The following is an 11946-nucleotide window of genomic DNA, read 5'->3' as shown; positions in this document are numbered from 1 at the left end:
GTGGTTCGGCCGACTGGTGTCGGTGTACATGCCGGGGCGTTTGCGCACCGGGTCGAGGCCCGAGAGGACTTCGATGGCGTCGGCGTTATAAGAGCTAGCGCTGGGAGTGGCCATGGGGTCTCGTCGTCAGTCGTTCATTGAAAATAGGGCGAGGTTTCACAGTGCGGTGAAATCAATCGCTTGATACAAATCTGCGCCAATGCCGGCAAACGTCAGCATGGCTGGAAGCTGTGCGGCAAACCCTTGGAAACTATGGTCGCCACCGGCCTGGATGCGCAAGGCACAGGCTCGGTAATACCGCTGGGCGAGGCGATAGTCCAGCGTTTCATCACCTGTCTGCAACCAAACCTGATACCGCTGCGGATACTGAGGCGCCGGCACTTCCAGCTCGGCAAGGGCCGTCACGTGGTCGTGGGTCAGTTCCCAGGTTTCATCGGTATACAGGTTTTTCTGCGTTCCCAGAAATCCGTCGAACATCTTGTGCGGGCTGACGGCGGGGTTGATCAACAGGGCTTTCAGGCCATGGCGCTCGGCCAGGTGAGTCGCATAGTAGCCGCCGAGTGAGCTGCCGACCAGCAGTGGTCGACCGAGCTCGCTAATCGCCTGTTCCAGCTGGCCAATGGCCTCGCGGGGATGGTGATGCAAAGCCGGCACGCGCAACTTGTCGCTCAAGCCCAGACGGTCCATCACTTCGCTCAACACCGCGGCCTTTTTCGACGCAGGCGCGCTGTTGAAACCATGGATATAAAGGATCGAGCCGGACATTGGGACTCCCTAGGCGGTGGGTAAATATGGCGGAGTTTACAGGGTGCCGGGGGAATCGGGATATGCGCGGGATTTATGTCGTCTGGACGGACGCCATCGCGGGCAAGCCCGCTCCCACAGTGGATTAGGTGAAACACAAATTGAGTGAACACCAAATATTCTGTGGGAGCGGGCTTGCCCGCGATGGGCGCGCCGCGGTTTCAGCAAATGTCCGAAACAATCAGTAGCCGTTGGAATGGTAATCCACGGTGAAATCGAACCCGGTGACGCGTTCAACCCCGGTTTCCAGCCGCCCGTCCGGCAGCAACCGTAGCCAACGATAGCCCGGCGCCTGCTCACCCACCTTGAAATCCTCGCTGCCTGGCTCGAACTGAATGCAGGTCGATGGCGAGGCGATCAGACGCACGTTGTTACGCATTTGATCGATTTCCTGATGCACATGACCCCAAAGCACGGCGCGCACCTGTGGAAAACGATCCAGCACTTTAAACAGTGCATCGGGGTTACGCAGCCCGATCGGCTCCATCCACGCACAGTTGATCGACACTGGATGATGATGGAAGCACACCAGATGATGCCGTTGCGGCGCTTCGCTCAACGAGCGTGCCAACAACTGAAGCTGTTCATCCTGTAAGTATCCCGGCACCGAGCCCGGCACCGCCGAATCGAGCAAGGTCACGCGCCAGTTGCCGATGTCCACCACCGGCTCCAGCAACGCACTACCCACGGCAGCTTCAGCCATGACCTGCGGCTCATCGTGATTACCGGGAATCCAGCGCGCCGGCGCATTGAGCTGTTGAGTCAGATTGCGAAATAGCTGATAGGACTCAAGCGTGCCGTCCTGGGACAGATCGCCGGTAGCCAGGATCAAATCGATCTGCGGCTGCTGCGCGCGCACCAGTTCGATGACTTTTTGCAGGCTATCGCGGGTGTTCATGCCCAACAGCGACCCGTGCGCTTCGGCAAACAGGTGACTGTCGGAGAGTTGCACCAGCAATGCCGGATCAACGGTGGTCAAGGTGGATACGCTCGGCAAGGTGTTCTCCCAGGGCGTGATCACGGGATAGTCAGAGGCGCAATTATGCTGGGGGATGATTGAAAAGGGGAATATGTGAACCTGACGCAGTTCACAAGAACGTTAACGTACGACTTCGTACTCATGCCCCAAAGCCAGGCAATGACTCAGCCACTCGCCCAGGAACATGTTCAGTTGCGCCTTTTCGTCGGGCTGGTGCATGAAGGCGTTCGGGTAAGGGTAAATGCCGCGAAAGCGCCGCGCATGCTCGGCGCTGACCACTTCGGCCATGCACGCATCGTGATAGACCTGCACTTCCAGTTGCGGCACCGGCAGCCAGGGCAGGCTGTGTTCCTGGCGCACTTGCAGGGTCGTGGTGTACGGGCAGACCTGCAGCACTTCCAGCGCCAGCACCCCAAGCATCTGGTCACCATGGGTCACGGCAATGCGCCGCGCCGCAGGCTCGCTACGCATGTCCGGCAGCAGTCGCATCAGGCGCGCGTAGTTCGCCTCGCAAGATGCTTGCAGCCCCACGAGGTCTACCCGATAGCGATCGCGCAGTTTGTTTACGACCATAGCCCCCTCACTTCAACGCGGTTCAAAGCCAACCATTGCAAGGCAATGATGCTGGCCGCGTTGGCAATACGTCCGTCGCGTACGGCTTGAAGGGCATCATCAAAGGCCCAAACCGTGACGCGGATATCTTCTGCTTCTTCCTCCAGCCCATGCAGGCCGCCAACCCCAGCACTATTACAGCGGCCCAGGTACAAATGCACGAATTCGTCACTGCCACCCGGCGATGGAAAATATTTGGTCATCGGCCACAGCGCACCAATGACAAGCCCAGCTTCCTCCTGCGCTTCGCGGTGAGCAACTTCTTCCGGTTGTTCGTCCTTGTCGATCAGACCGGCGACCAGTTCGATCAGCCACGGATTGCCAGTCTTGCCCACGGCACCGACGCGAAACTGCTCGATCAGCACCACTTCGTCACGCTGTGGATCGTAAGGCAGCACGCACACCGCATCATGACGAACAAACAGTTCACGACTGATCTCGCGGCTCATGCCGCCGGCGAACAACTCGTGGCGCAAGTGCACACGTTCGAGCTTGTAGAAGCCCTCGAAGCACTTTTCGCGCCGAACGATATCTACGACGGTCGGAATGGCGGTGGCACAATCAGTCATCAACAATCCTCGTTACTTCACATCCCATAGGAGATTCCTGTTTTCCTGGAACCTCGACTTCGCGCCATCCTAACGCGCCCACAAGGTTTGATGCAGCCCCTTTCCCGTCAGCGGGATAGACGGTGAGGGTGAAACCCACTCTAATTAGCTTAGTGGCGAACTGACTGCTCCGTTGGTAGTCGAAGCGTCAGACTTTTCGCCTTTCCCAGTTTTATGAAGGACACCCATGTCACTTTTTAAAATCGCCTCCGTGGCCGCTCTCGCCCTGACACTGGGTGCTTGCCAGAGCCTGTTCCAGACCAATTATCGGACGCCACTGGAAACCACCCGTGACGCTACCGAACAGCTTCAGCCCGGTTGCAAGGAACAGGATTGCCCGCTGGTGAACATCGATATCGTGCACTTTCCCGCCGAGCCGCAGCTTGACGACATTATCGAAAAACGCCTGCTGCAACTGACCCGCACTTCGCCCGACGCCCCGGTGGCGCCGACGCTGGCGGCCTATCGTGAACAGTTTTTGCGCAACGCCCAGCCGCGCTACAGCAGCTACCTGCAGGCGAAAGTACGCGAGCAGCATGACGGTCTGGTGATTATCGAATTGTCCAGCTACCTGGACACCGGTGGTGACCATGGCACGCCGGGGCGCGGCTTCATCAACTATTCACGCCAGCAGCATAAAGTGCTGACGCTGTCGGACATGCTGGTGCCGGGGCAGGAAGAGGCATTCTGGAAAGCCGCGCAGGTGGCGCACAACAGCTGGCTGATCAGCACCAAGCTCGATCAGGAACCGGAGTTCCTGAAGAGCTGGCCGTTCCAGAAAACCCAGAACGTGGCGCTGACCTACGGCGGAGTGATCCTCAAGTACGAAACCAGCAGCATCGCGCCTTACGCGCTGGGCCATATCGAACTGAAGATCCCCTACCCTCGCCTGAACGGCATCATCAAGCCCGAGCTGTTTCCCGGCCGTAACTGAAAGCACGGCCCAGCACGAGCTGCAGCAGCCCTGCCACGACCAGCGCCGGCAGGGTTGCACCGATATCCGCATACAGATTAGCCAGCAAATGGTAAGTGCTGACCCCGCCCAGCCAGGCAAGCAATGCCGGCCAGCGCAAAGCGGCAGACGCCACCTGGCCACTGCGTTTGCGCAGGATGAAGTGATCCACCAGCACCACACCGAACAACGGCGCAAACACCGAGCCGATCAATAGCAGAAAGTTCTGGTACTGAGCCAAGGGCGCCAACAAGGCGATCAAGGTGCAGACCACACCGATGGCCAGGGCCAGGTGCTCGACTTTCAAGCGCAACAGAATCCCGCTGGATACTGCCGCCGAGTGAATATCGGCAAAGGCGTTTTCCGATTCATCGAGCAGAATCAGCAGCAGCGGAATCCCAAGGCCGGCGCCAGCCAGTGCCAACAGCAAGGCATTGACTTCACCGCTCGGCGCAAACGCCAGGGTGTAGGCCACGCCCAGGCTCATCAGCCAGAAATTACCGATAAAGAAGCCGATGGCGGTGCCACCGAAGACGTTTTTCGCGCGCTTGCCGAAACGCGAGTAGTCGGCAATCAGCGGCAACCATGACAGCGGCATGGCGATGGCGATGTCGAAGCCCACGGCAAACGGCATCGAGCCATCACCGGCCTGCGCCCACAACGCGGCCAGGTCAGCCTTGGCGAACAGGTTCCAGGTCAGCCAGATGCACGCGGCCAGCAGCAGCCAGATACCCCATTTACGCAGGATCTGACGCACGAAGGTCAATGGACCGCTGACGGCCAGCAAGGTCGCCAGCGCACCGAAAAACAGCGTCCACAGCACCGGGTTGGATAACAGGCTGCCTTCGCTGAAGGCTTTTGCGCCCAGCAGACTGGCGGCATCGCGCATGACGATGATCTCGAACGAGCCCCATCCGATCAGCTGCAGCAAGTTCAGTACGGCCGGCAGGCTTGCACCTTTGGCGCCGAGGCTGAGCTTGAGTGCAGCCATGGACGACAGGCCGGTGTCACTGCCGATCACGCCGACGGCGGCCAGCAACAGAACGCCGACCAGCGTGCCAAGGAAAATGGCCAGCAACGAGCCGGACAGCCCCAGGCCAGGCGCCAACAGAGCGCCGGTCTGCAGGACCATCAGGCCGATGCCGAGGGAGAACCACAGGGAAAACAGGTCGCGGCCGCCGAACACACGCTTGTCGATCGGCACCGCGATATCTGGTGAGTAAGTACTGGGTTGAATGCTCAAGGGTGTTATCTCAGAGGGACATTTATTGTTATTTCGATCGTCATCGCGGGCAAGCCCGCTCCCACAAGGTTCCTTGCTGAACACAATTTCTGTGTACGACGCGAAACACTGTGGGAGCGGGCTTGCCCGCGATGGCGGCGGTGCTGACACCGCCGACCTCGGGTCAGATCAAACTTTCTGGTACAGCTGACTGCCTTCCTGCTTGAAGCGCTCGGCCTGTTCGGCCATGCCTTGGGCGACATCCACGTCGACCGCTTCGATCCGTTGGTTGGCCGCGTACTCGCGCACTTCCTGGGTGATCTTCATCGAGCAGAACTTCGGCCCGCACATGGAGCAGAAATGCGCGACCTTGGCCGAATCCTTCGGCAACGTCTCATCGTGATACGAACGAGCGGTGTCCGGATCCAGGCCCAGGTTGAACTGGTCTTCCCAACGGAATTCGAAGCGCGCCTTGCTCAAGGCATTGTCGCGGATCTGCGCACCCGGATGTCCCTTGGCCAGATCGGCGGCGTGTGCGGCGATCTTGTAGGTGATGATCCCGGTCTTCACGTCATCCTTGTTCGGCAGGCCCAAGTGCTCTTTTGGTGTCACATAGCAGAGCATGGCGCAACCGAACCAGCCGATCATCGCCGCACCGATACCGGAGGTAATGTGGTCGTAGCCCGGCGCAATGTCGGTGGTCAGCGGGCCGAGGGTGTAGAACGGCGCCTCGTCGCAGCACTCCAGCTGCTTGTCCATGTTCTCTTTGATCAGTTGCATAGGCACGTGACCCGGGCCTTCGATCATGCACTGCACGTCGTGTTTCCAGGCAATCTTGGTCAATTCGCCGAGGGTTTCCAGTTCGCCGAACTGCGCTTCATCGTTGGCGTCGGCAATCGAGCCCGGACGCAAGCCATCGCCCAGCGAGAAGCTGACGTCGTAGGCCTTCATGATTTCGCAGATTTCGTCGAAGTGGGTGTAGAGGAAGTTCTCCTTGTGGTGCGCCAGGCACCACTTGGCCATGATCGAACCACCACGGGAAACGATGCCGGTCACGCGTTTGGCGGTCATCGGCACATAGCGCAACAGCACGCCGGCGTGGATGGTGAAGTAGTCGACGCCCTGTTCGGCCTGTTCGATCAGCGTGTCGCGGAACAGCTCCCAGGTCAGGTCTTCGGCGACGCCATTGACCTTCTCCAGCGCCTGGTAGATCGGCACGGTACCGATAGGCACCGGCGAATTGCGGATGATCCACTCGCGGGTTTCGTGAATGTGCTTGCCGGTGGACAGGTCCATGACCGTGTCCGAACCCCAGCGAATACCCCAGGTGAGTTTCGCCACTTCCTCTTCGATGGACGAGCCCAGGGCGCTGTTGCCGATGTTGCCGTTGATCTTCACCAGGAAGTTACGGCCGATGATCATCGGTTCCAGTTCGGTGTGGTTGATGTTGGCAGGAATGATCGCGCGACCGCGGGCGATTTCCTCGCGGACGAACTCAGCGGTGATTTCTTTCGGGATGTTCGCGCCAAAGCTGTGGCCGGCGTGCTGCTGCTTCAACAGGCCGGCGGCGCGGGCCTCTTGCAGCTTCATGTTTTCGCGGATGGCGACGTATTCCATCTCGGCGGTGATGATGCCTTTGCGCGCGTAGTGCATCTGGCTGACGTTGGCCCCGGTCTTGGCGCGGCGCGGGTTGTTCACGTGGGCAAAACGTAGCTTGGTCAGTTCCGGATCGGCGAGGCGTTCCTGGCCGAAGTTCGAGCTCAGGCCGCTCAGGCGCTCGGTGTCGCCACGGTCGTCGATCCATGCCGAACGCACATCGCCCAGGCCTTTGCGCACGTCGATCACGACGTTGGGGTCGGTGTACGGACCCGACGTGTCATAGACGGTCACCGGCGCATTGATTTCGCCACCGAAGTCGGTCGGCGTGACGTCCAGGGTGATTTCCCGCATTGGCACACGGATGTCCGGGCGAGAACCCTGGACGTAGACTTTTTGCGAACGGGTAAAGGGTTGAACCGACTGTTCGTCGACCTTGGCCGATTCACTCAGGTTGATCGCGTTTTTTGCTTTTGTGGTCATCACGGGCTCTCCAGACAGCATCCAGGCAGTGGATTGTCGGAGCAGAACCTGAAAGGCACGGACGCACCAGGACTGGTGCTGTGCGTCGTCACACGGAGGAGCGTTCGATTGTCGAACAATTTCCCGGACGAAGCACAAGAGGACTCGCCGGGTGACGAGAAATCTTGTTCCCTACGCAGGCGCTAACCTGATCAGGTTCAACGGGATCCGAAATTATTCGATCTCAGCCTCATAGCAAGGCACCCCGACAAGAACCCGGCCAGTCTAGACACAACCGGCATAGAACGCCAACACCGCTGCAAACACCATGATGAATGGCATATTTACCGGGAACGGCGAGATTGTTGCCGCTCCAATGGCCAACTACACTCGCACCGCCAAGCTGCGCATTGACGCTGCACGTGCCGCGCCTTAGCCTTGGCGCTCAAATTACTTGTGTAATATTTTTACTAGGGATCGCCTATGCTGCGCAAACTCTCACTGGCCGTTGCCGTGTCTTGTGCGTCCAATGGAATGGCCTGGGCAGCAGAAACGCCCGTATCGACCAAAAACGATCTGGTCAGCGTCTATCAGGAAGCGGTGGACAACAACGCCGACCTCGCCGCAGCCGTCGCCCAATATGGCGCCCAGAAAGAAGTCGTGCCCCAGGCTCGCGCCGGACTCTTGCCCAACCTGTCAGGTGGTGCGGATGTAACCAGCGTTCGCACCTCGATCGATCAGCCTTCAGCCACGGCCAACCGCAATGCTCATTCCTACCAGGCGACCCTGGCGCAGCCGTTGTTTCGTGCCGATCGCTGGTTCCAGTTCCAGGCCGCCAAGGACGTCAACGAGCAGGCCGCCCTGCAACTCTCGGCGACCGAGCAGAACCTGATCCTGCAAACCGCCGACAGCTACTTCAACGTGTTGCGCAGCCAGGACAACCTGGCCTCGACCAAAGCCGAAGAAGCCGCGTTCAAACGTCAGCTGGATCAGTCCAACGAGCGCTTCGATGTCGGCCTCTCGGACAAGACCGACGTCTTGAACTCACAAGCCAGCTACGACACCGCACGCGCCAACCGGATCGTCGCGCAGCGCCAGGTGGATGATGCATTCGAAGCGCTGGTTACCCTGACCAACCGTCGGTACAACGCCATCTGGGGCATTTCCCATAATTTGCCGATCCTGCCGCCAGCGCCAAACGATGCCAAGGCCTGGGTCGAAACCGCGGCCAGGCAGAACCTCAATCTGTTGGCCAGCAACTACGCCGTCAGCGCCGCCGAGCAAACCCTCAAGCAGCGCAAGGCCGGTCACGCACCGACCCTCGATGCGGTGGCGAAGTACGAAAAAGGCGACAACGATGCACTGGGTTTCAGCAACCCGAGCGCCTTCGGCCAACCGTACAAGGGTGACGTCGAGCAATCCTCGATCGGCCTGCAACTGAACATCCCGATCTACAGCGGCGGCCTGATCAACTCCCAAGTGCGTCAGTCGTACTCCCAACTGGACCAGACCGAACAGCAACGCGAATCCCTGCGCCGGCAAATCGTCGAAAATACCCGCGACCTGCACCGCGCGGTCAACACCGATGTCGAGCAGGTTCAGGCGCGCAAGCAGTCGATCATCTCTAACCAGAGCGCGGTGGAAGCGACCGAAATCGGGTATCAGGTGGGCACGCGAAACATCGTCGACGTGCTGGATGCGCAGCGTTCGCTGTACACCTCGGTGCGCGACTACAACAACACCCGCTACGACTACATCCTCGACAACCTGCGCCTGAAGCAACAGGCCGGCACGTTGAACCCGGGGGATCTGCAAGACCTGGCCCGCTGGCTCAAGGCCGACTACAACCCGGACAAGGACTTCCTGCCACCGGATCTGGCCAAGGCCGCGGCTGAGCAGTTGAAAGCACGTCCGGGCCAATAAACCCTGCAGGAGCACGGCTTGCCGGCGATGGCGCCCTTGAGATCGCTATCGCGAGCAAGCTTTGCTCCTACAGGTTCGTATGCGCCGCGCCACCCAAATTTAACGGTCGATCAACTGTCCCAACCCATCCAGCAATCGCTGCAACGCACCCTGATTGCGGCGCATCACGGTCAAACCCGCCTCTGCCATTCGCTGCGCATCGCGCGGCAGTTCAAACAGACGCTGCACGGCCACCGCCAAACCTTCGGCATCCTCGACTTCCTGCAACGCTCCGGCGCTGCGTAACTGCGCGGCGATTTCGAGGAAGTTGAACAGGTGCGGGCCGCTCAAGACCGGTTTGGCCAGGGCCGCAGGTTCCAGCAGGTTATGCCCGCCGTTGGGCACCAGGCTGCCGCCCACGAACGCACTATCGGCCAGCGCATAGAGAAACAGCAATTCACCCATGGTGTCGCCGAGCAACACCGAAGTGGTGGCAGTAACCGGTTCGCCACTGGAGCGTCGGACCGTGGCGAAACCCTGCTGGCGACACAGCTCGAAAACCGAATTGAAACGCTCGGGATGGCGCGGCACCAGAATCAACAACGCATCGGGATGGCTGCTCAGCAACTGACGGTGAGCCGCCAGCACCACCTCGTCCTCGCCATCGTGGGTGCTGGCAGCGATCCACACCGGGCGATCCTGGGCCTGCCACTGCTCGCGCAACTCGCGGGCACGCTGAAGCAGTTGCGGGTCGATGGTCAGGTCGAACTTGATCGAGCCCGTGACTTCAACGGTTTCCGACCGAGCGCCCAAGTCACGGAAGCGCTGGGCTTCGGCTTCGGTCTGCACCGCGAAAAGACTCATCTCGGCAAGCATGGGTCGGGTCAGCTTGTGGAAACGACCGTAGCCTCTAGCCGAGCGCTCGGACAGTCGCGCATTGGCTAGCGCCACGGGAATTCCACGCTTGGCGCATTCATGAATGTGATTGGGCCAAAGTTCGGTTTCCATGATCACCGCCAGCCTGGGCTGAACCCGATCCAGCAATCGCTTCGCGGCGCACGGCAAGTCATACGGCAAGTAGCAGTGCTGGATGCGCGGTTCATTGGCAAACAACGCCTGGATGCGCTCCGAACCGGTCGGCGTCATGCAGGTCACGGTGATTGGCAGCTGTGGATAACGTTGCAGCAAGGCGCGAATCATCGGCGCGGCGGCAATGCTTTCGCCCACTGATACCGCGTGCACCCAGATACCACCGGGTTTCATCGCCGGCATCCCATAGGAGAAGCGCTCGCCAATGCGCTTGGCATACGCCGGCGCCTTGCGCGCCCGCAGCCATAGCCGAATCGCTACCAGTGGCAGCCCCAGATAAAACAGCGCGGTGTAGAGAGTTCTATTCATGGCGGCGGAGTTTATCGGCTTTTCTCGCCGATCGCCTGCAAGTGCACGGCAAAACGTTCGGCAAGCCAGCGAGCGGCCGGGCCGAGCGGCTCATCACGACGCCAGACCAACTCCACCACCAACGCCGGCGGGGTCCATTCACTGACCAGCTCAACCATCTGGTTCTGATACGTCGGGTACTGCACCACATGGCGCGGCAACCAGGCCCAACCGAGACCGCGCACCAGCCATTCCGCCATCACGTAGAAACTGTCGGCGCGCCAGACTTGCGGGCTGGCGGGTTCGCTGCCGGGGTAAATGCTCGATTCGGTGGCCATCAACAGCTGCCGATGCTGCGCCAGTTGCTGGTAATCCACCGCTCCCTTGCCCGCCAGCGGATGATCCTTGCCACACACTGTGACCATCTCGACGCTGCCCAGTACCCGCCGCTCCAGCGCTTCGGGGATCTGGTCATGAAAGAACAGCAGCCCCAAATCGGCACGCCGCTCCACCAGTTTGCGCGCAACATCGCCTTGGGCCGCGCTGGTCAATTGCACTTCAAGGCTGGGGAATTTTTCTGCCAGGGCCTCAAAGCTTTCGATGATCGGCTGATAAGGCATTGCCTCGTCCTGCGCCACGCGCAAGCGAGCCTCCTGCCCACGCATCAGTGCCAGCGCCCGACCATTGAGGCGCTCGCATTGGCGCAGCACTTCACGGGCCTCTTCCAGTAGCGCATTGCCGGCCTCAGTGAGTTTCGGCTGTCGGCCGCTGCTGCGGTCGAACAGGCTGACACCCAGGTCTTCTTCCAGCATCGCTATCGAACTGCTGACCGCCGATTGCGCCTTGCGCTGATCCCGTGCCACGGCGGAGAACGAATGTCGCTCCGCTACGCTGACAAACAGGCGCAATTGTTCCAGATTCCATTGCGTATTCATGGCACAACCCATCTTCAAATCAGATAGGTAATGACTTTACCGCATCTGATGAATCTCTAAAATGCCGCCTCAGAGAGCAACACTTCATACGAGGATTGACCCATGACCGCTTACTACTACCTGGCCATTGCCATCTGCGCCGAAGTGATTGCCACTGTTTCGATGAAAGCGGTCAAAGGCATCAGCACCCCGTTGCCGCTGATCCTGGTGATTCTCGGTTATGGGATTGCCTTCTGGATGCTGACCCTTGTGGTGCGCAGTGTGCCAGTAGGCGTCGCCTACGCGGTCTGGGCCGGCATGGGCATCGTGATGGTCAGCGTCGCTGCGCTGTTTATCTACGGGCAGAAGCTGGATGTGCCGGCGATGCTGGGGATGGCGTTGATTGTGCTCGGGGTTGTGGTGATTCAGCTGTTCTCCAAGACTGCGGGGCATTAGGAGCAGCTACGAGCTTCAAGCTTCAAGCTTCAAGAGGGATATTCTCCGGCTCTTGCTTGCAG

The 11946-nt window shown here is 59.9% G+C and carries 12 protein-coding genes and 1 riboswitch; of the genes, 3 read left to right on the top strand and 9 right to left on the bottom strand.

What is annotated here, in order from left to right:
* The 5 genes from ACRESJ_RS27370 to ACRESJ_RS27350 form a co-directional block, all read right to left on the bottom strand.
* Positions 1-114 (bottom strand): hypothetical protein (locus ACRESJ_RS27370; RefSeq protein WP_401302622.1); only part of this gene is annotated, 114 nt, incomplete at its 3' end.
* Positions 115-156: 42 nt separating this feature from the next.
* Positions 157-765, bottom strand: coding sequence for a YqiA/YcfP family alpha/beta fold hydrolase (locus tag ACRESJ_RS27365; RefSeq protein WP_431760650.1), 609 nt, complete (start codon positions 763-765; stop codon positions 157-159).
* A 220-nt stretch (positions 766-985) separates the two neighbouring features.
* Complete coding sequence (cpdA, locus tag ACRESJ_RS27360; protein WP_431760649.1) at positions 986-1801, bottom strand: 3',5'-cyclic-AMP phosphodiesterase; 816 nt, start codon at positions 1799-1801, stop codon at positions 986-988.
* A 102-nt stretch (positions 1802-1903) separates the two neighbouring features.
* Positions 1904-2356 carry a DUF1249 domain-containing protein gene (locus tag ACRESJ_RS27355; protein WP_431760648.1) on the bottom strand — a complete coding sequence of 151 codons (453 nt, stop codon included), beginning with the start codon at positions 2354-2356 and terminating at the stop codon, positions 1904-1906.
* Positions 2347-2964, bottom strand: a complete 618-nt coding sequence (locus ACRESJ_RS27350) for an NUDIX domain-containing protein (RefSeq protein ID WP_431760647.1) — start codon at positions 2962-2964, stop codon at positions 2347-2349. The genes ACRESJ_RS27355 and ACRESJ_RS27350 overlap by 10 nt, the downstream gene beginning before the upstream one ends.
* A 226-nt stretch (positions 2965-3190) precedes the next feature.
* On the opposite strand from ACRESJ_RS27350, the gene ACRESJ_RS27345 reads away from it, so the two are divergent.
* Positions 3191-3937 (top strand): RsiV family protein, encoded by a 747-nt coding sequence (locus ACRESJ_RS27345; protein ID WP_431760646.1) that lies wholly within the window; start codon positions 3191-3193, stop codon positions 3935-3937.
* On the opposite strand, the gene cytX is transcribed toward ACRESJ_RS27345, so the two are convergent.
* Positions 3906-5198, bottom strand: coding sequence for a putative hydroxymethylpyrimidine transporter CytX (gene cytX, locus ACRESJ_RS27340; RefSeq protein WP_431760645.1), 1293 nt, complete (start codon positions 5196-5198; stop codon positions 3906-3908). The genes ACRESJ_RS27345 and cytX overlap by 32 nt on opposite strands.
* A 168-nt stretch (positions 5199-5366) precedes the next feature.
* Positions 5367-7256 (bottom strand): phosphomethylpyrimidine synthase ThiC, encoded by a 1890-nt coding sequence (thiC, locus tag ACRESJ_RS27335; protein ID WP_431760644.1) that lies wholly within the window; start codon positions 7254-7256, stop codon positions 5367-5369.
* A gap of 151 nt (positions 7257-7407) precedes the next feature.
* A riboswitch (TPP riboswitch) is annotated at positions 7408-7513 on the bottom strand.
* A gap of 205 nt (positions 7514-7718) precedes the next feature.
* Here thiC and ACRESJ_RS27330 point away from each other — a divergent pair.
* Complete coding sequence (locus ACRESJ_RS27330) at positions 7719-9158, top strand: TolC family outer membrane protein (RefSeq protein ID WP_431760643.1); 1440 nt, start codon at positions 7719-7721, stop codon at positions 9156-9158.
* Positions 9159-9257: 99 nt separating this feature from the next.
* On the opposite strand, the gene waaA is transcribed toward ACRESJ_RS27330, so the two are convergent.
* Both waaA and ACRESJ_RS27320 read right to left on the bottom strand, forming a co-directional pair.
* On the bottom strand, positions 9258-10535 hold the full coding sequence (gene waaA / locus ACRESJ_RS27325) for a lipid IV(A) 3-deoxy-D-manno-octulosonic acid transferase (protein ID WP_431760642.1): 1278 nt from the start codon (positions 10533-10535) through the stop codon (positions 9258-9260).
* An 11-nt stretch (positions 10536-10546) separates the two neighbouring features.
* On the bottom strand, positions 10547-11449 hold the full coding sequence (locus ACRESJ_RS27320) for a LysR family transcriptional regulator (protein WP_431760641.1): 903 nt from the start codon (positions 11447-11449) through the stop codon (positions 10547-10549).
* 102 nt (positions 11450-11551) lie between these two features.
* Here ACRESJ_RS27320 and ACRESJ_RS27315 point away from each other — a divergent pair, with 102 nt between their 5' ends.
* On the top strand, positions 11552-11884 hold the full coding sequence (locus tag ACRESJ_RS27315; protein ID WP_431760640.1) for a DMT family transporter: 333 nt from the start codon (positions 11552-11554) through the stop codon (positions 11882-11884).
* The last annotated feature ends 62 nt before the right edge of the window (positions 11885-11946 follow it).

This window comes from Pseudomonas sp. (genome assembly GCF_050739655.1).
GTDB lineage: Bacteria > Pseudomonadota > Gammaproteobacteria > Pseudomonadales > Pseudomonadaceae > Aquipseudomonas.
The sequence above is the reverse complement of the archived record's forward strand: the minus strand, read 5'-3'. Positions and strand labels throughout refer to the sequence as shown.

Bases quoted from the DNA above. Each gene is read 5' to 3' on its own strand.
- ACRESJ_RS27365 (WP_431760650.1), bottom strand. From the start codon at position 765: ATGTCCGGCTCGATCCTTTATATCCATGGTTTCAACAGCGCGCCTGCG.
- waaA (WP_431760642.1), bottom strand. From the start codon at position 10,535: ATGAATAGAACTCTCTACACCGCGCTGTTTTATCTGGGGCTGCCACTG.
- ACRESJ_RS27350 (WP_431760647.1), bottom strand. From the start codon at position 2,964: ATGACTGATTGTGCCACCGCCATTCCGACCGTCGTAGATATCGTTCGG.
- ACRESJ_RS27330 (WP_431760643.1), top strand. From the start codon at position 7,719: ATGCTGCGCAAACTCTCACTGGCCGTTGCCGTGTCTTGTGCGTCCAAT.
- ACRESJ_RS27315 (WP_431760640.1), top strand. From the start codon at position 11,552: ATGACCGCTTACTACTACCTGGCCATTGCCATCTGCGCCGAAGTGATT.
- ACRESJ_RS27345 (WP_431760646.1), top strand. From the start codon at position 3,191: ATGTCACTTTTTAAAATCGCCTCCGTGGCCGCTCTCGCCCTGACACTG.
- ACRESJ_RS27320 (WP_431760641.1), bottom strand. From the start codon at position 11,449: ATGAATACGCAATGGAATCTGGAACAATTGCGCCTGTTTGTCAGCGTA.
- ACRESJ_RS27355 (WP_431760648.1), bottom strand. From the start codon at position 2,356: ATGGTCGTAAACAAACTGCGCGATCGCTATCGGGTAGACCTCGTGGGG.
- thiC (WP_431760644.1), bottom strand. From the start codon at position 7,256: ATGACCACAAAAGCAAAAAACGCGATCAACCTGAGTGAATCGGCCAAG.